The organism is Aromatoleum aromaticum EbN1 (genome assembly GCF_000025965.1).
Classification (GTDB): Bacteria; Pseudomonadota; Gammaproteobacteria; order Burkholderiales; family Rhodocyclaceae; genus Aromatoleum; species Aromatoleum aromaticum.
In genome coordinates this window covers 3,543,330-3,563,042 of sequence record NC_006513.1, presented here as the reverse complement: position 1 = coordinate 3,563,042, position 19,713 = coordinate 3,543,330, and the positions used below count along the sequence as shown (strand labels likewise).

Annotated in this window: 21 protein-coding genes; 2 read left to right on the top strand and 19 right to left on the bottom strand. The window is 65.7% G+C overall.

Annotated features, from left to right (window positions below; translation table 11 throughout):
* Positions 1-2: 2 nt before the first annotated feature.
* The 13 genes from lpxA to rpsB all read right to left on the bottom strand — a co-directional run bounded on the left by lpxA (position 3) and on the right by rpsB (position 12,386).
* On the bottom strand, positions 3-773 hold the full coding sequence (gene lpxA / locus EBN1_RS17025; RefSeq protein WP_011239211.1) for an acyl-ACP--UDP-N-acetylglucosamine O-acyltransferase: 771 nt from the start codon (positions 771-773) through the stop codon (positions 3-5).
* Entirely contained in the window at positions 770-1,207 is a 438-nt protein-coding gene (gene fabZ, locus EBN1_RS17020) for a 3-hydroxyacyl-ACP dehydratase FabZ (RefSeq protein WP_011239210.1), read from the bottom strand. Before fabZ ends, lpxA begins: the two co-directional genes overlap by 4 nt.
* Positions 1,208-1,211: 4 nt before the next feature.
* Entirely contained in the window at positions 1,212-2,222 is a 1,011-nt protein-coding gene (lpxD, locus tag EBN1_RS17015; protein WP_011239209.1) for a UDP-3-O-(3-hydroxymyristoyl)glucosamine N-acyltransferase, read from the bottom strand.
* Positions 2,223-2,234: 12 nt separating this feature from the next.
* On the bottom strand, positions 2,235-2,738 hold the full coding sequence (locus EBN1_RS17010; protein WP_011239208.1) for an OmpH/Skp family outer membrane protein: 504 nt from the start codon (positions 2,736-2,738) through the stop codon (positions 2,235-2,237).
* 112 nt (positions 2,739-2,850) lie between these two features.
* On the bottom strand, positions 2,851-5,151 hold the full coding sequence (gene bamA, locus EBN1_RS17005; protein ID WP_011239207.1) for an outer membrane protein assembly factor BamA: 2,301 nt from the start codon (positions 5,149-5,151) through the stop codon (positions 2,851-2,853).
* Positions 5,152-5,158: 7 nt separating this feature from the next.
* The gene (gene rseP / locus EBN1_RS17000; RefSeq protein WP_011239206.1) at positions 5,159-6,523 is read right to left on the bottom strand and encodes an RIP metalloprotease RseP; all 1,365 of its coding nucleotides are present in this window, start codon (positions 6,521-6,523) and stop codon (positions 5,159-5,161) included.
* Positions 6,520-7,731: a 1-deoxy-D-xylulose-5-phosphate reductoisomerase gene (gene ispC / locus EBN1_RS16995; protein ID WP_011239205.1), complete on the bottom strand. Its 1,212-nt coding sequence runs from the start codon at positions 7,729-7,731 to the stop codon at positions 6,520-6,522. Before ispC ends, rseP begins: the two co-directional genes overlap by 4 nt.
* Before the next feature lie 3 nt (positions 7,732-7,734).
* Positions 7,735-8,562, bottom strand: coding sequence for a phosphatidate cytidylyltransferase (locus EBN1_RS16990; protein ID WP_011239204.1), 828 nt, complete (start codon positions 8,560-8,562; stop codon positions 7,735-7,737).
* Positions 8,555-9,346: a polyprenyl diphosphate synthase gene (uppS, locus tag EBN1_RS16985; RefSeq protein ID WP_011239203.1), complete on the bottom strand. Its 792-nt coding sequence runs from the start codon at positions 9,344-9,346 to the stop codon at positions 8,555-8,557. Before uppS ends, EBN1_RS16990 begins: the two co-directional genes overlap by 8 nt.
* A 46-nt stretch (positions 9,347-9,392) precedes the next feature.
* Positions 9,393-9,950: a ribosome recycling factor gene (gene frr / locus EBN1_RS16980; protein ID WP_011239202.1), complete on the bottom strand. Its 558-nt coding sequence runs from the start codon at positions 9,948-9,950 to the stop codon at positions 9,393-9,395.
* A gap of 10 nt (positions 9,951-9,960) precedes the next feature.
* Positions 9,961-10,677 carry a UMP kinase gene (gene pyrH / locus EBN1_RS16975; RefSeq protein ID WP_011239201.1) on the bottom strand — a complete coding sequence of 239 codons (717 nt, stop codon included), beginning with the start codon at positions 10,675-10,677 and terminating at the stop codon, positions 9,961-9,963.
* A gap of 10 nt (positions 10,678-10,687) precedes the next feature.
* On the bottom strand, positions 10,688-11,578 hold the full coding sequence (gene tsf, locus EBN1_RS16970; protein WP_011239200.1) for a translation elongation factor Ts: 891 nt from the start codon (positions 11,576-11,578) through the stop codon (positions 10,688-10,690).
* A 52-nt stretch (positions 11,579-11,630) separates the two neighbouring features.
* Positions 11,631-12,386, bottom strand: a complete 756-nt coding sequence (rpsB, locus tag EBN1_RS16965; protein ID WP_011239199.1) for a 30S ribosomal protein S2 — start codon at positions 12,384-12,386, stop codon at positions 11,631-11,633.
* A 369-nt stretch (positions 12,387-12,755) separates the two neighbouring features.
* Between rpsB and map the strand changes: the two genes are divergently transcribed.
* On the top strand, positions 12,756-13,577 hold the full coding sequence (map, locus tag EBN1_RS16960) for a type I methionyl aminopeptidase (protein WP_011239197.1): 822 nt from the start codon (positions 12,756-12,758) through the stop codon (positions 13,575-13,577).
* Positions 13,578-13,583: 6 nt separating this feature from the next.
* On the top strand, positions 13,584-16,172 hold the full coding sequence (locus EBN1_RS16955) for a [protein-PII] uridylyltransferase (RefSeq protein ID WP_011239196.1): 2,589 nt from the start codon (positions 13,584-13,586) through the stop codon (positions 16,170-16,172).
* Positions 16,173-16,378: 206 nt separating this feature from the next.
* Here the strand turns inward: EBN1_RS16955 and vapC are convergent, their stop codons facing one another.
* The 6 genes from vapC to EBN1_RS16925 all read right to left on the bottom strand — a co-directional run bounded on the left by vapC (position 16,379) and on the right by EBN1_RS16925 (position 19,688).
* A complete protein-coding gene (gene vapC / locus EBN1_RS16950) occupies positions 16,379-16,780 on the bottom strand; it encodes a type II toxin-antitoxin system tRNA(fMet)-specific endonuclease VapC (RefSeq protein ID WP_011239195.1) in 402 nt (133 codons plus the stop codon).
* Positions 16,780-17,013, bottom strand: a complete 234-nt coding sequence (gene vapB, locus EBN1_RS16945) for a type II toxin-antitoxin system VapB family antitoxin (protein WP_011239194.1) — start codon at positions 17,011-17,013, stop codon at positions 16,780-16,782. Before vapB ends, vapC begins: the two co-directional genes overlap by 1 nt.
* A 73-nt stretch (positions 17,014-17,086) precedes the next feature.
* The gene (locus tag EBN1_RS16940) at positions 17,087-18,637 is read right to left on the bottom strand and encodes an O-antigen ligase family protein (RefSeq protein ID WP_011239193.1); all 1,551 of its coding nucleotides are present in this window, start codon (positions 18,635-18,637) and stop codon (positions 17,087-17,089) included.
* A gap of 483 nt (positions 18,638-19,120) precedes the next feature.
* Entirely contained in the window at positions 19,121-19,279 is a 159-nt protein-coding gene (locus EBN1_RS16935; RefSeq protein WP_277813127.1) for a type II toxin-antitoxin system RelE/ParE family toxin, read from the bottom strand.
* Between the two features lie 33 nt (positions 19,280-19,312).
* Positions 19,313-19,450, bottom strand: coding sequence for a type II toxin-antitoxin system RelE family toxin (locus EBN1_RS16930; protein ID WP_277813115.1), 138 nt, complete (start codon positions 19,448-19,450; stop codon positions 19,313-19,315).
* On the bottom strand, positions 19,437-19,688 hold the full coding sequence (locus EBN1_RS16925) for a type II toxin-antitoxin system Phd/YefM family antitoxin (RefSeq protein WP_011239190.1): 252 nt from the start codon (positions 19,686-19,688) through the stop codon (positions 19,437-19,439). Before EBN1_RS16925 ends, EBN1_RS16930 begins: the two co-directional genes overlap by 14 nt.
* Positions 19,689-19,713: the final 25 nt, after the last annotated feature.

The following is a 19,713-nucleotide window of genomic DNA, read 5'->3' as shown; positions in this document are numbered from 1 at the left end:
GTTCAGCGCACGACGCCGCGCGGGGAAGCCGAAAGGAAGGCCCCGAACGGAGCGACTTCGGAGTGGTCTGCAGCGATCTCGCCGACGCGGGTGCGGGCTTCGTCGAAGCTCAACCCGGAGCGGTAAAGGGCGCGGTACGCGCGCTTGATCGCCGCGATGCCCTCGGCGGAAAAACCGCGCCGCCGCAGGCCTTCGCTGTTGATGCCGTGCGGCTTGGCCGGATTGCCGGCGACGGTCACGAACGGCGGCAGATCCTGCAGCAGCACGGTGCCGACGCCGCAGAAACTGTGCGCGCCGACGCGCACGAACTGATGCACGCCGGTGAAGCCGCCGAGTATCGCCCAGTCGCCGACGTGCACATGCCCGGCGAGCGTCGCGTTGTTGGCGAAGATCGTGTGGTCGCCGACCGCGCAGTCGTGCGCAATATGCACGTACGCCATGATCCAGTTGTCGCTGCCGACGCGCGTCACGCCGGCGTCCTGGCTGGTGCCGACGTTGAACGTACAGAACTCGCGGATCGTGTTGCGATCGCCGATCTCGAGCCGCGTCGGCTCGTCGTCGTATTTCTTGTCCTGCGGCGCCGCGCCGATCGAGCAGAACTGGAAGATCTCGTTGTCGCACCCGATCCGGGTGCGGCCTTCGACGACGACGTGCGGCCCGATGCGCGTGTTGTCGCCGATCTCGACGTGCTCGCCGATGATCGAATACGGGCCGATGACGACGTTTGCTCCGAGCGCAGCGCCCGGGTGGACGATGGCGGTCGGGTGGATCATGACAGCGTCTTGAGCGCGCAGGTCAGCTCGGCTTCGGTCGCGAGCTCGCCGTCGACGCGGGCGACCCCCTTGTACTTGTAGATGTTGCGCTTGCTCTGCGTGATGACGACGTCGAACAGCAGCTGGTCGCCGGGAACCACCGGGCGCTTGAAGCGCACGTTGTCGATGCCGGCAAAATACACCACCGAGTTCTCGTCGGGCTTGACGCCCATGCTCTTGAACGACAGCAGCGCGGCGGCCTGCGCCATCGCCTCGACGATCAGCACGCCCGGCATCACCGGGTGATGCGGGAAGTGGCCGGGAAAGAACGGCTCGTTCATCGTCACGTTCTTCAGCGCGAGGATGCGCTTGCCTTCTTCGATCTCCAGCACGCGATCCACGAGCAGAAAGGGATAGCGGTGCGGAAGGTACTGGAGAATTTCGTTGATATCCATGCGATCACCGGGCTTTGCGTTCTTCGAGGGCGCGTATTCTATCGACCAGCGCATCCAGATGGCGCAGGTGGGCGAAGTTTTTCACCCATTCGGCGTGGCCCTGCACCGGCAGGTTCGCGGTGTAGACGCCGGGCCGACGAATGGACTTGGTCACCAGCGTGCCCGCGGACACCACGACGTCATCGACGATCTCGAGGTGCCCGATGATGCCGGCCTGGCCGCCGATCATGCAGCGCGCGCCGATCGTGGTGCTGCCGGCGATGCCGACGCAGCCCGCGATCGCGGTGTGCGCGCCGATGCGCACGTTATGACCGATCTGGATCTGGTTGTCGAGCTTGACACCGCCGCTGATGACGGTGTCGTCGAGCGCGCCGCGGTCTATCGTCGTGTTCGCGCCGATCTCGACGTCATCGCCAATGACGACGCGGCCGACCTGCGGGATCTTGACCCAGCTGCCGTCGCGCTCGCGCGCGAAGCCGAACCCGTCCGCACCGATCACTGCGCCGGCATGCACGATGCAGTCGCGCCCGAGCACGCAGTCGTGATAGATCGTGACATTGGCATTGAGCCGCGAGCCCGCGCCGATGCGGGCGCCGCGCCCGATGCGGCAGCCCGGGCCGATGACGACGTGTTCGCCGAGCTCGACGTCGACGTCGATCGACGCCCCGGCCGCGATGGTCACCGAAGCCGGAACAGGGCTCGCGACGCTCGCCGCGGGATGCACGCCCGGCACGAACGCTTCGGGCGGGTTGAACAGCTGCGCGACGCGCGCGAAATAGATGTACGGATCGGCGGTGACGATGCGCGGCAGGCCTGTCAGGTCGCGCGCAGCGGGGGCAAGGATGACCGCTGACGCGCCACACGCGGCGAGGCGCGACTGGTACTTCGGATTCGCGAGGAAAGCGAGATCGCCTTCGCCGGCCTGCTCCAGCGTCGCTACGCGGCGCACCGCAGTTGCCGGGTCCCCCAGCAGTTCACCGCCGAGGCGCTCGACGAGTTCATCCAGGCGGAACATGGAACGCTGCGCTTACTTGCTGTCCGCCAGCGCCTTGATCACCTTGTCGGTGATGTCGATGCGCGGGCTCGCGTACACGGCTTCCTGCAGGATCACGTCGTATTTCTCCGCTTCGGCGATCTGCTTGACGGCGCGATTGGCGCGGTCGAGCACCGACGCGAGCTCCTCGTTGCGGCGCTGATTCAGGTCTTCGCGGAACTCGCGCTGCTTGCGCTGGAAGTCCCGGTTCAGGTCGTTGAACGATCGTTCCTTGTTGCGCCGGTCGGCCTCGGCCATCGTCACGCCGTTGCGTTCGAGATCTTCCTGCAGCGCCTGCAGTTCCTTGCCGAGGCGTTGAAGCTCCTGGTCACGCTTCTCGAACTCCTTCTCGAGACGCTGCTGCGCCCGCACGGCCGGCGCGGCCTCGCGCATCACCCGGTCGGAATTGACGAAGCCGAGCCTGGACTCGGCCAGGGCGGCGGGCGCGGCAACGCTCAGCAGCGCAGCGGCAAGAACGGTCAGGGTCGTAACTTTCACATCTTTCTCCAACGCAATCCGGTAGATCGGTTTCTCTCGAGAAAACGCCGGGCCGCCCCGGGTTTTCCTGTCCCCTTGGGGGCGAAAACGGCAAGCCGTTTCCCGGGGGCGCTCAGAAGACCGAGCCCAACTGGAACTGGAATTTCTGCAGTTCGTCCGTTTCCTTCTTCTTCAGCGGAAGACCGAAACTGAACTTGAGCGGGCCGATCGGCGAACTCCACGAGAACGCCAGTCCCGTACTGTAGCGCAGGTCGCCGGCCTTCACCTTGTCGCCCTCGCTCCACACCGAACCGACGTCGAAGAAAGCCGACATGCGGAACGAGCGGTCCCTGCCGGTGCCCGGCAGCGGGAAATAGAATTCCGCGTTGCCGATCACGCGCCGGTTGCCGCCCAGAGCGTCTTCGCTGATCGGATCCTTCGGCCCGATCGAGCTCTGGTCGAAGCCGCGCACCGAGCCGATGCCGCCGGCGTAGAAATTCTTGTAGAACGGCAGCGGCTTGCCGCCGTACCCTTTGCCCCAGCCCAGATCGGTGTTGAGCATCAGCGCGTAGTCGCGACCGAACGGGAACCAGTGCTGGTACTGGTAATTGAGCTTGTAGTAACGGAGCGCGCCGGGCGGGATGCTCAGCTCGCCGAAGACGCGCTGGTAACTGCCCATGCGCGGATAGAACGTGCTGTCGCGCGTGTCGCGGGACCAGCCGGCCGTGGCGACCAGGCTGGTCACCGAGTCGCAGTCGAAGTCGTCCTTGTCCGGGTCGCAGAAGTCGAGGTACTGCTGCGGGCTCTCGTCGAACGTCGTGATGACGGTGCGATCGACGGCGAGGCCGAAGTTGATCGCGTCGTCTTCCGCGATCGGATAGCCCATGCGCAGGCCCGCGCCCGACGACACGGTCTTGTATGGCGCCACCGACAGCGATTCCGACGGATCGTAGGTGCGGTGATAGGCGTCCCAGCCGAGGCTCAGGCCGTCCTGCGTGAAATACGGGTTCGTGAAGGACAGCGCATAGGTGCGGCTCGACTCGCTGGTATTGAGCGCGAGCGTCAGCGCGTTGCCGCTGCCGAACAGGTTCTGCTGCGACACCGACGCGGAGAGCACGACGTTTTCCGAGCTCGAGAAGCCGACGCCGAGCGTCAGGTTGCCGGTCGGGCGCTCCTTGACGTTGAAATTCACGTCGACCTGGTCGGTGGTGCCGGTTACCGCCGGCGTCTCGACAGTCACCTCCTCGAAATGCCCGAGGCGGTCGATGCGGGTGCGCGAACGGTTGATCTCTTCAGCGTCGTACCAGGCGCCTTCCATCTGGCGCATCTCGCGCCGCACCACCTCGTCGCGGGTCTTCGTGTTGCCGCCGACGTTGATGCGACGGACATACACGCGGCGGCCCGGGTCGACAAAGATCGTGAACGCGACTTCGCGCTTTTCCTTGTCGACTTCCGGCGACGCATTGACGTTGGCGAAAGCGTAGCCTTCGTTGCCGAGGCGGTCCGCGACCGCCTTCGTCGTCTCCGTCAGCTTTTCGCGCGAGAAGATCTCGCCCGGCTTGATCGCCGCCAGCTTGCGGTATTCCTCTTCGGGCAGGATCAGGTCGCCGGCGAAGCGCACTGCCGAGACGGTGTAGCGCTCGCCTTCGGTGACGCTCACCGAGATGTAGATGTCCTTCTTGTCGGGCGTGATCGAAACCTGGGTGGAATCGATGTTGAAGTCGAGATAGCCGCGATTGAGATAATACGAACGCAAGTTCTCGAGGTCGGCAGCAAGCTTCTGGCGCGAATACTGGTCGTTCTTCGTGTACCAGGTGAGCCACCCCGGGGTGGTCAGCTGGAAAAGGCCGAGCACCTCGGAATCCTTGAACGCCTTGTTGCCGATGATCTCGATCTGGCGGATTTTCGCCACTTCGCCCTCATCGACCTTGAAGTTCAGCCCGACGCGGTTGCGTTCGAGCGGCGTGACCGTCGTCTCGATCACGGCGGCATATTTGCCGCGGCTCAGGTACTGCCGCTTGAGCTCCTGCTCGGCGCGTTCGAGCAACGACCGGTCGAAGATCCGCGATTCGGCGAGACCGACTTCGCGCAGCCCCTTCTTCAGTGCTTCCTTGTCGAACTCCTTGACCCCGACGAAGTCGATCTGGGCGATCGCCGGACGCTCGTCGACGAGCACCACCAGCACGTCCCCTTCGACCTCGATCCGCACGTCCTTGAAAAACCCGGTGGCGAACAGGCCGCGAATCGCCTCGGCGGCCTGCGCCTCCGTGAAGGTCTCTCCGACCCGCACGGGAAGGTAGTTGAATACCGTTCCGGCTTCGGTTCGCTGGATGCCTTCGACCCGGATGTCCTTGACGACGAAAGGCTCGAACGCATGCACCGGCGCGACGGCGAACAGGGCCGTCAGCAGCCCGGTGAGAAGCTTGTGTTTCATTAGGGATTCAGCCAGAAATGAGACGAGTTATGTCGTTGTAAAAGGCGAATGCCATCAGCATTGCAAGCGCAACCAGGCCGATTTGCTGGCCGATCTCCATCACGCGCTCGGGAATTGGGCCGCCCTTGATAATTTCGATCACATAATACAGCAAATGCCCCCCATCCAGCACCGGGATGGGCAGCAGGTTCAGCACCCCCAGGCTGATGCTGATCAGCGCGATGAACTTCAGGTAATGGTTCCATCCAAGCTTCGCCGACTGCCCGGCATAGTCCGCTATCGTCACCGGTCCCGAGAGGTTTTTCCATGACACTTCGCCGGTCAGCATGCGGCCCATCATCTTGAGGCTCAATACGCTGGTTTCCCAGGTTTGGGCAATCGCCTTCGACAATCCGTCGACCAGGCCGTAGCGCACGACTGCGAACATCTCCTCGCGTCCGCCCGGCGGTTCGGCCACCGCGACACCGATTTTTCCGACGCGTTCGCCTCTGTCCTCCGACACTTCGGGCACGAGCGTCGTCTCGACCAGTGTGTCGCCGCGCATCAGCCGCACCGGCAGCGATTCGCCGGGCGAGCTGCGCACCCGCTCGACGAAGTCCACCCACGACGTGATTGGCTCGCCGGCAAGCGACACGAAACGGTCGCCTTCCCTGATGCCTGCCGCCGCCGCAGCGCCGTCCGGGATGATCCGGCCCACCACCGGCGGAATCAGCGGGCGCCACGGGCGCAGGCCGATTTCCGCGATCAGGTCGCTCTCGCCGTCGTCGACCTCGACGCCGGACAGGTCGAGCGTGCGCAGCGCGTCACCGCCTTCGGCAGTGCGGACCTGCAACGTCACCTCGCGCGCGTCGAGCGCGTGGCGCAACAACACCCAGCGCAGCTCGGGCCAGCTGCGCACCGGTTCGTCATCGACCGCGGCGACGAGATCGCCCTCGCGCACGCCGGCCGACGCGGCGATGCTCGGTCCGTCGGTCAGCGCGAGCCGCGGCTTGAGCTCCTCGGTGCCGGTCGCGAACAGGCCCCAGTACAGCACGATCGCAAGCAGGAAGTTGGCGAGCGGCCCGGCTGCGACGATCGCGAAGCGCCGCCATACCGACTGCCGGTTGAACGAGCGGTGCAGCTCGGCCGGCGGGACTTCGCCTTCGCGCTCGTCGAGCATCTTGACGTAGCCGCCGAGCGGGAACACCGCGATCACCCATTCGGTCCGGTCGGCGCCGGCCGTCCAGCGCAGCAGCGGGCGCCCGAAGCCGATCGAGAAACGCAGCACTTTCACGCCGCACGCGCGCGCGATCAGGTAATGGCCCAGCTCGTGAGCGAGGATCAGCAGGCCGAGCGCGAGAACGAACGGGATCAGGTATTCGAGAATGTTCATGGAGTCGTCTGTCGGGCGAGGATTTCACTTCGCGCGACTTCACGTGCGCGCGCATCGGCATCGAGGATTGCCTCGATGCAATCGACCGACAGATCGCGCGCGCGTTCGAGCGTCGCCGCGATGATGTCGGGGATGCGCGTGAATCCCACGCGCCGCTCGAGGAACGCGGCGACGGCTTCCTCGTTCGCGGCGTTGAGCACGGCCGCCGCCGCCCCGCCTTCGCGCAACGCGTCGTACGCGAGCGCCAGGCACGGAAACCGGACGAAGTCCGGGCGCTCGAAGTTCAGCCGGCCGATCTCGAACAGATCGAGCGGGCGCACGCCGGCGTCGATGCGTTCGGGATAGGCGAGCGCGTGCGCGATCGGCGTGCGCATGTCCGGGTTGCCGAGCTGCGCGAGCACCGAGCCGTCGGCATATTCGACCATCGAATGGATGACGCTCTGCGGATGCACGACAACTTCGATCGCCTCCGGCGGCACCGCGAACAGCCAGTGGGCCTCGATGACTTCGAGCCCCTTGTTCATCATCGTCGCCGAGTCGACCGAGATCTTTCGCCCCATGACCCAGTTCGGATGGGCGCACGCTTCGTCCGGCGTGACGTCCGCGAGGCTCTCGATCGAGCGCTCGCGAAACGGACCGCCGGATGCCGTCAGCAGGACGCGCCGCACGCCGCAGCGCTGTGGATCGCGCGCGTAACCCTGCGGCAGCGCCTGGAAGACGGCGTTGTGCTCGCTGTCGATCGGCAGCAGCTCGGCGCCGCTCTCGACCACCGCCTGCATGAAGAGCCGCCCGGACAGCACCAGCGCCTCCTTGTTCGCGAGCAGCACGCGCTTGCCGGCGCGCGCCGCGGCGAGCGCCGGCGCAAGGCCCGCGGCGCCGACGATCGCCGCCATCACCGCGTCGCTGTCGGGATGCGCCGCGACATCGACGAGCGCTCCGGGGCCGGCGAGCACTTCCGTCGCCGAACCGGCGGCTTTCAGGCGCTGGCGGAGATCGGACGCCGCGGCCGAATCGACGAGCACCGCGAAGCGCGGCGAAAAGCGCAGGCACAGCTCGAACAGGCGCTCGACCTGGATCTGCGCGGTGAGCGCGAACGCCTCGAAGCGGTCCGGATGCCGGGCGAGTACATCGAGCGTACTCATGCCGATGGAACCGGTCGCGCCGAGCACTGTGACGCGTTGCAGACGTGGGGGAGTCGGGTCAGACATCGATCAGAGGGCCAGCCATAAAGCCGCCAGACCGGCCAGCGGAAGAGTTGAGGTCAGGCTGTCGATGCGGTCGAGGATGCCGCCGTGCCCGGGCAGCAGGCTGCCGCTGTCCTTGACGCCGGCCTGACGTTTGAGAAGCGACTCGAAAAGGTCGCCGAGGACGCCGACGGCCGTGAATGCGGCGAGCAGCGGAACCACCAGCAATATGGTGCGCCCGTCGAGCATCGACGGCGCGCTCGCAGCCAGAACGATCAGCGCGAACACGAGCACGCCGGCAACCGCGCCGCCAGCGCCCTCCCAGGTCTTGCCCGGGCTGATGGCCGGCGCCAGCTTGTGGCGACCGAACGCGCGCCCGGTGAAATACGCCGCGATGTCCGACACGAACGTCGCCGCCATCACCGCGAGGAGCAGCCACGGACCGAGCATCCGCAGGTGCGCCAGCGCGAGCGCCGGCGGCAGCAGCACGACGAGGCCGACGATCACAGTGCCGGCCGCGCCGGTGATGCGCCATTTTCTCGCCAGCCACAGCGGCACGACGGCAACCCAGAACACGCCGCTCGCGAGGTACAGCGCCGCGAGCCCGGCCGGTGGAGAGGCGACGTCGCTCGCGAGCCCGCTCATCGCGCCGGTCAGCAGGCAGGCGACGCCCATCAGCGCCGCGAACGCGCTGCGCCGGCCAGCGGGAAAGCCGCCGAGGCCGCCCCACTCCCACGCTGCTGCCGCGCAGATGGTCGCGGCGAACGCGAGCCAGCCCCACGGCGGCAGCAGGAAGATCCCCGCCAGCAGGCCCCCCAGCAATACCAGCGCCGTGATGATGCGCGTCCTAAGCATGGCCGCTGGACGGAGAGACCGCGCCTTCGGCCTGACGAAGCTGCTCGCTGGTCCGCCCGAAACGGCGCTCCCGCGCCTGGTACGAGCGGATCGCCTCGTCCAGCGCCGCGACGTCGAAATCGGGCCACAACGTATCGGTGAAATAAAGCTCGGAATAGGCGAGCTGCCACAGCAGGAAGTTGCTGATCCGCTGTTCGCCACCGGTGCGGATGAAGAGGTCCGGTTCCGGGCCGTAGTTCAGCGACAGCTCACCGGACAGGTCCTCTTCAGTGAACCCTTCGCGCCGCTCGGGGTGCTTCGCCAGCATCCGCGTCATCGCCTGCAGGATGTCCCAGCGGCCGCCGTAGTTCGCGGCGATCGTCAGGGTCAGCTTTTCATTGGCGGCGGTGCGCGCCTCGGCACGACGGATCATGTCGACGAGCTTCGGGTCGAAGCGCGACAGGTCGCCGATGACGCGAAAACGGATGCCGTTGTCGTGGAGCCGGTCGACTTCCTTCTGCAGCGAACGCATGAACAGCTGCATCAGGAACGACACCTCGTCGGCCGGGCGGCGCCAGTTCTCGGAGCTGAACGCGAACAGCGTGAGGTAGGACACGCCGCGTTCCATGCACGCGCGGATCACGCTGCGCACCGATTCGACGCCGCGGCTGTGGCCGGCGACGCGTGGCAGGAACCGCTTGCGCGCCCAGCGGCCATTGCCGTCCATGATGATCGCGATGTGCCGGGGAACGCCCGACACCGCGGGGACGTCGCGAGTCGAACTGATGAAGGATGATTCCGTCATGATGCGTCTCCCGCGGTTCGTCCGGATTGGAGATGATCCGGGAGGATCAGAGCTGCATCAGTTCCTGCTCTTTTTGCGCGAGCAGCTTGTCGATTTCGGCGATGTTCCGGTCGGTGAGCTTCTGGATGTCTTCCTGGGCGCGGCGATCGTCGTCTTCCGAGATCGTCTTGTCCTTGACCGCATCCTTGAGGTGCTGGTTGGCGTCGCGACGCAAGTTGCGGATCGCGACCTTCGCCGCCTCGCCCTCGTGGCGGACGACTTTCGTCAGGTCGCGGCGGCGCTCTTCGGTCAGTGCCGGCATCGGCACGCGGATGATGTCGCCCTGGTTCGCGGGATTGAGGCCGAGGTCGGAGTCGCGGATCGCCCGCTCGACCTTCTGCATCATCGGCTTTTCCCACACCTGCACGCCGATCGTCCGTGCGTCGATCAGCGTCACGTTGGACACCTGGCTGATCGGCACCATGCTGCCGTAGTACTCGACCATGACGTGGTCGAGCAGCCCGGTGTGGGCGCGACCGGTGCGCACCTTCGCAAGGTCCGCCTTCAGCACGTCGATCGACTTCTGCATCTTCTGCTCGGTCGTCTTTTTGAGTTCGGGGATCATCGTCGAGTCCTCACGAATGGACCAGCGTGCCTTCGTCCTCGCCGAGCACGACGCGCTTGAGCGCGCCCGGCTTGAAGATCGAGAACACGTTGATCGGCAGTTTCTGGTCGCGGCACAACGCAAACGCCGTCGCGTCGAGAACGGCCAGATTGCGGCCGATCGCCTCGTCGAAGCTGATGCGGTGGTAGCGCTGCGCCTGCGGGTCTTTCTTCGGGTCGGCGGTATACACGCCGTCCACTTTCGTTGCCTTCAGCACGATCTGCGCCGCCATCTCCGACCCGCGCAGCGCCGCCGCGGTGTCGGTCGTGAAGAAGGGGTTGCCGGTGCCGGCAGCGAAGATCACGACGCGGCCTTCTTCCATGTGGCGGATCGCCCGGCCGCGAATGTACGGCTCGACGACCTGGTCGATGCGCAGCGCCGACTGCACGCGCGCCTCGACCTGGGCACGGCGGAACGCGTCGGCGAGCGCCATCGCGTTCATCACCGTCGCGAGCATTCCCATGTAGTCGGCGGTCGCCCGGTCCATGCCGGACGCAGCGCCCTTCATGCCGCGAAAGATGTTGCCACCGCCTATCACGACGCCGACCTGCACGCCGAGGCGATTCACCTCGGCGATCTCGGCGACGATGCGGCTGACCACATCCTCGTTGATGCCGTACGAATCGTCCCCCATCAGGGCTTCGCCGGACAGCTTCAACATGATGCGCTTGTAGGCGGCGACACTCATCTGGCGGCCCTTACTTCTGTGCCGCGGCGGCGGCTTGCGCAGCCACTTCGGCGGCGAAGTCGGACACTTTCTTCTCGATGCCTTCGCCGACGATGTACAGCACGAAGCTCGCCACCGACGCGTTGCGCGACTTCAGCAGGGCTTCGATCGTCAGCTTGTCGTCCTTGACGAACGGCTGGCCGAGCAGCGTCACTTCCTTCAGGAACTTCTGCACCGTGCCGTCGGCGATCCTGTCGAGCATCGCTTCCGGCTTGCCGGCTTCGCGCGCCTTCTCGATCGCGATGCGGCGCTCGGTGTCGATCAGCTCCGCCGGAATCTCGGACGCCATCAGCGCTTTCGGCTTGGCCGCGGCGATGTGCATCGCGAGATCCTTGCCGAGCGCCTCAGAGCCGCCGACGAGGTCGACCAGCACGCCGATCTTGGCGCCGGCGTGGATATAGCTCGCCACCGCGCCCTGCGCGTCGATCCGCGTGAAGCGGCGGATCGTGATGTTCTCGCCGATCTTGCCGACGAGCGCGGTGCGCACCTGTTCGACCGTCTGGCCGCCGAGGTCGAGCGCGCCGATCGCGGCAACATCGGCCGGATTGCGCGTCGCGACCAGTTCGGCCACCGCAGCGGAGAACGCGAGGAAGTCGTCGTTCTTCGCGACGAAATCGGTCTCGCAGTTCACTTCGACCAGCGCGGCCAGCTTGCCGTCGGCCGACTGCCAAGTGGCGACGATGCCTTCGGCGGTCACGCGGGACGCTGCCTTGCTCGCCTTGCTGCCGAGCTTGACGCGCAGGATTTCCTCGGCCTTGGCCAGGTCGCCCGCGGCTTCGGTCAGCGCCTTCTTGCACTCCATCATCGGCGCGTCGGTTTTCTCGCGCAGTTCCTTGACCATGCTTGCGGTAATTTCCGCCATGCTAACTCCTGTATTCCGTATTCAATTCGACGCGATCAAAGGCCGGCAGGGCTCAGGCCTGCTCGTCCGAGCCGTCTTCCTGGACTTCGACGAACTCGTCCGAACCCGCGGCGACGACGTCCTGCAGCGCCTGGCTGCGGCCTTCGAGCACCGCGTCGGCGACGCCGCGAGCGTACAGGCGGATCGCACGCGACGAGTCGTCGTTGCCGGGGATCACGTAGTCGATTCCCTCGGGCGAATGGTTGGTATCGACGACGGCGACGATGGGGATGCCGAGCTTCTGCGCTTCGGTGATCGCGATCTTGTGGTAGCCGACGTCGATGACGAACATCGCATCGGGCAGGCCGCCCATGTCCTTGATGCCGCCGATGCTCTTCTTCAGCTTGTCCATTTCGCGCGTCGCCATCAGCGCTTCCTTCTTGGACAGGCGCTCGATCGAGCCATCCTCGACCATCGCTTCCATTTCCTTGAGGCGCTTGATCGACTGCTTGACCGTCTTGAAGTTGGTCAGCATGCCGCCGAGCCAGCGCTCATCGACGAACGGCATGCCGGCACGGCTGGCTTCCTCGGAGACGATCTCGCGTGCCTGGCGCTTGGTGCCGACGAGCAGGATCGTGCCGCGATTGGCCGCGAGCTTGCGCACGTAGTTCATCGCTTCGTTGTACTTGCCCATCGTCTTTTCGAGGTTGACGATGTGGATCTTGTTGCGCTGGCCGAAAATGTACGGGGCCATGCGCGGATTCCAGAATCGGGTCTGGTGGCCAAAGTGGACGCCCGCTTCGAGCATCTGACGCATCGTGACAGTCATTTGAAACTCCGGATTTTCAGGGTTGAACCGCCGCCCGGCACGATTGCCCGTTCGCAAATACCGTCAGAGTCGGATATTCGCAAACGCTCGCGGATTTCTCCGCGATCTTTCGGCAACCTCATTTCAGTGCCTAAAACCGCCACGAGGCACTTGCCTCGATCCGGCGGACCCTTTCGGTACGATGCCGGGCGTGTGGATTTTGCCCGCCTCGGTCGGCAGACAAGCCCGAGATAATAGCAGCTATGCCATTCTCCACTCAAGGCGGCTTCGCGCTCGCCGCGCCCGTACGCCTCCCGCGGGGCAGCATGAATTTGCCGCGCGCCTGCGCATGCGCTAGCCTTTCTCATTTACACGCGACCCCACGAAACGATGAGCATCACAATAAAGACGCCGGAAGAAATCGGGAAAATGCGCGTCGCCGGCCGGCTCGGCGCGGAAGTCCTCGACTACATCACGCCCTACGTCCAGCCGGGCGTGACGACAGGAGAGCTCGACCGCCTGTGCCACAACTACATGGTCAACGTGCAGCACACCGTCCCCGCGCCGCTCAACTACGCCCCGCCCGGCTACCCGCCTTACCCAAAGTCGATCTGCACGTCGGTCAATCACCAGATCTGCCATGGCGTGCCGGGCGACAAGGCGCTGAAGAAAGGTGACATCGTCAACCTCGACATCACCGTCATCAAGGACGGCTACCACGGCGACACCAGCCGGATGTTCATCGTCGGCGACGGGTCGATCCTCGCGAAGCGCCTGTGCCAGGTGACGCTCGAATGCCTGTGGCTCGGCATCTCCGTCGTGCGCCCGGGCGCCCGGCTCGGCGACATCGGCCACATCATCCAGAAGCACGCCGAGAGCAACGGCTTCTCGGTGGTGCGCGAATTCTGCGGTCACGGCATCGGCCTGAAGTTCCATGAAGAACCGCAGGTGCTGCACTACGGCAAGGCCGGCACCGGCATCGAGCTGCGCCCCGGCATGACTTTCACGATCGAACCGATGATCAACGCCGGCAAGGCGGCGATCTCCGAGCTCCCCGACGGCTGGACGATCGTCACGAAAGACCGCAGCCTGTCCGCGCAGTGGGAGCACATGGTGCTCGTCACCGACACCGGCGTCGAAGTGCTGACGCTCTCGGCGGACTGTCCTCCACCGCCGGCGCTCGTCGCGCCGCTGTTCCCGGCGCTTGCCTGAGGCGCGATGAGCACCGCGGCGATCCCCACGGACGCGGCGGTCCAGGCCGCGATTGCCGAGGCCCGTGCACGTCTCGCCGATGGCAGCATGCGCATCCGCATGGCCTACGAGGGCCATCCGGCGACATCCACCGTCCTCAAGGGCCGCGCGCACCTCGTCGACGAGACCATCCACCGCCTGTGGCGCGCGTGCGCGATGCCCGCCGACGTGGCGCTGCTCGCGGTCGGCGGCTACGGCCGCGGCGAGCTCTTCCCGTGTTCCGACGTCGACCTGATGGTGCTGCTGCCCGACACCGCCGACGACGCGATGCAGGCGCGCCTGTCCGTGCTGCTCGGTGCGCTGTGGGACGTCGGGCTCGAGATCGGCCACAGCGCCCGCACCGTCGCTGAAGCGATCGACGCCGCCGAACAGGACATCACGGTTCAGACGAACCTGCTCGAATCGCGCCTGCTCGAAGGCAACCGGCCACTGTTCGAGGAATTCTGCCGGCGCTATCGCGCGCTGCTCGACGTGCGCGTGTTCTTCAAGGCCAAGCAGCTCGAACAGGAAAAGCGCTACGCGCGCTACAACGACACCCCTTACGCGCTCGAACCCAACTGCAAGGAGAGCCCCGGCGGCCTGCGCGACCTGCAGATGCTCGGCTGGATCGCGCGGGCCGCCGGGCTCGGGCGCAACTGGCGCGACCTCGCGCGCCGGCGGCTGATCACCGGCGCCGAAGCGCGCGACCTGCGCAGCATCGAGCGTTTCCTCCAGCACGTGCGCATCCGCCTGCACTACCTCACCGGGCGCAGCGAAGACCGGCTGCTGTTCGACTACCAGGAAAGGCTCGCCAGCGCCCTCGGCATCGAGGCGACCGCAGCCAAGCGCGCCTCCGAAGTGTTCATGCAGCGTTACTACGTCAACGCGAAGAAGGTCACGCAGACCAACACCATCCTGCTGCAGAACTACGGCGTCGAGATCTTTCCCCGCCGCGCCGGCGCGGCGATCGTCATCAACGAGCGCTTCCAGGCGGTGCGCGAGCTGCTCGACATGCGCGAAGACGACACCTTCGCCCGGCACCCGTCGGCGCTGCTCGAGTGTTTCCTGATCCTCCAGCAGCGCTCCGAGCTCAAGGGCATGACGGCCCGCACGCTGCGCGCCCTGTGGCTCAACCGCAAGCGCATCAACGCCGCGTTTCGTGCCGACCCGCACAACCGCGAGCTTTTCGTCGCGATCCTGCAGCAAAAGCGCGGCATCGTGCATGAGTTCCGCCGCATGAACCAGTACGGCATCCTCAGCGGCTACCTGCCCTCGTGGCGACGCATCGTCGGGCAGATGCAGCACGACCTGTTCCACGTCTACACCGTCGACCAGCACATCATGATGGTGCTGCGCAACATGCGCCGCTTCACGATGGGCGAGCACGCGCACGAATATCCGCTGATGGCGCAGCTCATCATGGCTTTCGACCGGCACTGGCTGCTGTACGTCGCCGCACTGTTCCATGACATCGCGAAAGGACGCGGCGGCGACCATTCGAAGCTCGGCACGATCGACGCACGCGAATTCTGCGAGCATCACCACCTCGCCCGCGAAGACGCCGATCTCGTCGTGTGGCTCGTCGAGCATCACCTCACGATGTCCCACGTGGCACAGAAGGAAGACACCTCCGACCCCGCCGTCATCGGGCGCTTCGCCGACACTGTCGGCACCGAGCGGCGGTTGACCGCGCTGTATCTGCTCACGCACGCCGACATCCGCGGCACCAGCCCGAAGGTCTGGAACGGCTGGAAAGGCAAGCTCCTCGAAGATCTCTTCTTCGCCACCCGGCGCCTGCTGCGCGGCGCGACGCCGCAGGAGGCGCTCGGGCTCGACGACCGCCAGGAAAACGCGCGCGCCCTGCTGCGCTACCACGGGCTGCGGCCCGGCGTCGAAGACGCGCTGTGGGCCCAGCTCGATGCCGTGTATTTCATGCGCCATTCGGCCGAAGAGATCGCGTGGCACAGCCGCACGCTGTATTACCGCCCCGACGCCCTCGAGCCGGTCGTCAAGGCGCGCGTCTCCGACGCCGACCAGGGCGTGCAGGTGATGGTGTTCACGCGCGACCAGAAGGATCTCTTCGTGCGCCTGACCGGTTTCTTCGGCCGCCTCGGCTTCTCGATCCTCGACGCCAAGGTGCACACCACGCGCCACGGCTACGCGCTCGACAGCTTCATGCTGCAGGACCCGGGCAACGCCGAGCATTACCGCGACGTCATCACGTTGATCGAGCACGAGCTCACCGAACGCCTGAAAAAATCCGCCCCGCCCGACCGCCCGTCCGCGGGCCGGCTGTCGCGTCAGGTGAAGCATTTCCCGATCACGCCGCGCGTCAGCATCCTGCCCGACGAGTCCGGCAGGCATTACATCCTGTCGCTGACCGCGGCCGATCGCCGCGGGCTGCTGTTCGCGGTCGCCGAAGTGCTCGCGCAGAACGGCATCGTCCTGCACACCGCGAAGATCGCGACGCTCGGCGAACGCGTCGAAGATACGTTCCTGCTCAGCGGAAACGGGCTGTCGCAGGATGCCCGGGTCGTCAAGATCGAACGCGAACTGCTGCAGCGGCTGCACATTTAACAGGGCGAACGCCGGGTCAGCTGGCGCACCAGCACCGCCGCCTCGCCCTGATGCCTGCCCTGTTGCATGCCCTGCCGTATACCCTTTTCAATTCCGCTCTGCTCTATGCTCGTCACGTACGGCATTTTCTTCGAATCCTCGTACTCGCACAGTTTCTGACTGAACTGCTCGGCCAGCACTGCCGGCAGGCGGATGATTGACAGTTCTCAGATTGCCCAGTTCGCCAGTTGCAATGCTTCCACCCGCTCGAACTCGCGCAAGTTGTTCGACACGAGCGTCAGACCCTCGCTGCGTGCGTGGGCTGCGATGTGCAGGTCATTGACACCGATCGTCTGACCGCGAGACTCGAGTCGAGCACGGATGTTGCCATAGTGCATTGCGGCTTTCGGACCGTATGGCAGCACCTCGAGGCGGCTGCAAAAATCCTCCACGGCGGCAAGCGAACGCGCCGGCGCATTGCTTTTCTCGGCGCCGTGCATCAGCTCCGCGAGGGTGATCGAGGAGATCGCCATATGTCCCGCGTTCACGTTGAACAGCGCCAATGCCGACAGTGGCCGGCGCTTGATCACGTAGATCACGATGTTCGTATCGAGCAGATAGCGCAGCATCAGAGGGCTTCGCGTTCCTGCTGTTCCTGGCTGGCGCGGGTTTCCATGAAATCGTCGGCAACCTGCGGCCCATCGATGAAGAACGAATCCCACGTATGGCCCACCGGCGCGATGATTCGCTCCAACCCGCGAGCGCGGATGTCCACTTGCTTGACGTTCGCGGGCAAGCGCATGTCTGCCGGCAGTCGCACGGCCTGGCTGCGATTGTTCGTGAAGACGGTGGTTGTGGTCATGGATGTCTCCAGTTCATGGAATGGGATACGGCGGAAGTATATCCCACACCGCGTAGTGCCTCCGGCTCCACACTCAATCCGCAAACGGATTGCGCCCCGCTCCCGCGCCGGCCTCCCCCGCCCACGTCATCGGCGGCACGACAGGCTCCGCCCTCGCCTGCGCGGCCACGGGTTCCGCGACCGCTGCCGGCCGACGACGCTCCTCCCGGCGCCGGCGCTCCCGTTCCCGCTCGCCGGGGTGGAAGAACACTGCGGCGAGGAACGCGAAGTACACCGCATTCGCGGGGATGCGCAGGTTGTAGTCGGTCAGCCCGAACAGCAGGATCAGCAGCACGCCCAGCCCAGCGCCGACCTGCATCATGTGCAGCGGCCGCCAGTTGCGCACCGCCCACACTGCGCGCCAGCGCAGCAGGTAGATCGCCGCCAGCGTCAGCATCAGCACCAGCACCGGCACGCCGCCTTCCATCCACCACTCGGCGAAATCGTTGTGCGCGTGGTTGATGTACACCTCGCCGCCGATCTCGGCCGGATGGAACGCCCGGATCACTGCCGGGAACGTCCCCATGCCGCTGCCGAACGGGAAGAACGCCGATGCCGCTTCCAGCGTCGCATCGAGGATCGGCCAGCGTGCATCGGCGGTTGCGTCCTGCGCAAAGCGCGCGAACACCGGGGCGAGCCCGATCGCCACCGCCAGCGCGACCCCCAGCGCCGACACTGCGCCGACCATGCGCGTCGCGAAACCGGCGCCGAAATTGCGCATCAGCACCACTGCCGACAACACCACGCCGACCATGCCGAGCGCGATCCCGCTGCGCGAGCGCGCGAACACGATGCCGAGCAGGAGTGCGATGCACACTGCCGCATACACCGCCGTGCGGTTCATCTCGCCCTCGCCGGCGACGAGCGCTTTCAGCCGGTACAGCGCTCCGCCCCGCCGCTGGCGACGGCTCGCCGATTCGTCCAGCGAAAAAATCGTCGACGCGAGCAGCGCCAGGCCGATCGGCAGCGCCATCAGCAGCAGGCCCGCGAGGTGTCCGCGGTTCGCATAGGTGCCGATCGCGCTGTCGCCGGACGATTCGTAACCGAAGCGCAGCGCCGACTCCGGCCCCGCGCCGTATTGCATCAGGCCCATCACCGCCTGGAACACCGCGACCGCGACAAACACCATCACCAGCCGCCGCACCCGCGTGTCGTCGAGCCCGACCACAACCAGGAACACCGCCAGCGGCGGCAGCAGCGCCCACAGCGCCTGCTCGGTGAGATAAGGCACCGTCGACAGCGCCAGCCAATCCGGCGCAGCGCCCGCTTCCCGCTGCGCGACGGCATACGCCCCGTGCCCCGGCAGCGTTGCCCCGAGTTCGAACGGCAGCGGCGCGAGCTGCAGCAACGGCACCGCGACCATCATCGCCAGCGCCAGCAGCAACGGCCGCGACAGCCGCTCGACGAACACCGGCCGCGCCACTGCGCCCGCCAACAGCAACAGCGCCAGCAGTTCCAGCGCCAGCAACGCGAGCGGCCGGTTCGCCCCGCGCACCAGCGGCGCGAACACCAGCATCAACCCCGCGACCCACGCCATCCAGCCCATCGACCGCTGCCCCGTCCCGTCCATCGTCAAACCATTCATCCGCTCACAACCTTCCAGACGTCATTCGTTGGTCATGTCTGCTTCTCCGATAGTGTGATACTACAGGGTAGTAGTACACCTCAACATCAAGCTGTCACGCCGATTCCGGGGGTGGCGCTGCGTCGGTACGCAGGTAGCGGGATTAGACTTTCCTGATGACCAGGCGCTTGCAATTCCTTCCTCACCCCTCGCGCAGATCGGCAATGGTGGCCATCAAAGTCATGGGATCGGGCATGTTGCGCCGTAGGCGACCGATAGCGCGTGCTGCGCTTCGGGCAGGGCCAGCGTGATCGAATCCGCCACTCGCAGCCGGTACGCGAGCACCACGTAGGCGTGTCCGGTGTGCCGGGCGGGTCGGCCGGGCGGAGGCGCTCAGCGCTCCGCCAGAAACCGTTCCAGCATGCGGTCCTTTGTCGAGAAACTCGCAGGCGTAGGCGGTCACGTTCGTCGGAATGCGCAGCATAGGCAAAGCAGCGTGAGGGGTTACTGTCGGGACAGCAAACGATCTACCGCTGTTCGGTAAACCGCCATATCCTCGCGTTTGGCCACTGCCAGGACGAGTACGACCAGCACATCATCTTCGACTTGGTAAACCAACCGATAGCCCTGCTTGAGCAGCTTGATCTTGTAGCAGTCGCGCAGATCGCCATGAAGTTCGGCCCCGGGCAGGCGGGGTTACTCCAGTCGCTTCCGCAAGAGCTTCTTCAGCACCTCCTTGACGCTGCCGTCCAGCGCGTTCCACTCAGCGAGGGCCTCGGGCAGAAACTTCAGGCGATAGCGCGTGGGTGTCGAGGACGAGTCAGAGAGTGTCAATATCCACCTCGACCGCAGTTTCCTTGCGTGCCACTCGCTGCCGTGCAAGTTCCACCAAGTCGCGGTCGGCCAACTCATCGAGCAGCGCCTCGAAGAGCTTGGGTGTCACCATGTAGAAGGCCGGGCGATTATGGTTGAGTACCGCCACGGGTTTTTCGCCAGCGGTGCGCAGCACTTGGGCCGGGTTTTTCTTGAACTCGGACATGCTGACCGAGAAGTCGGCGTAGATCGCGTCCATTTCATTTCTCCTTTCTGAATTGGCT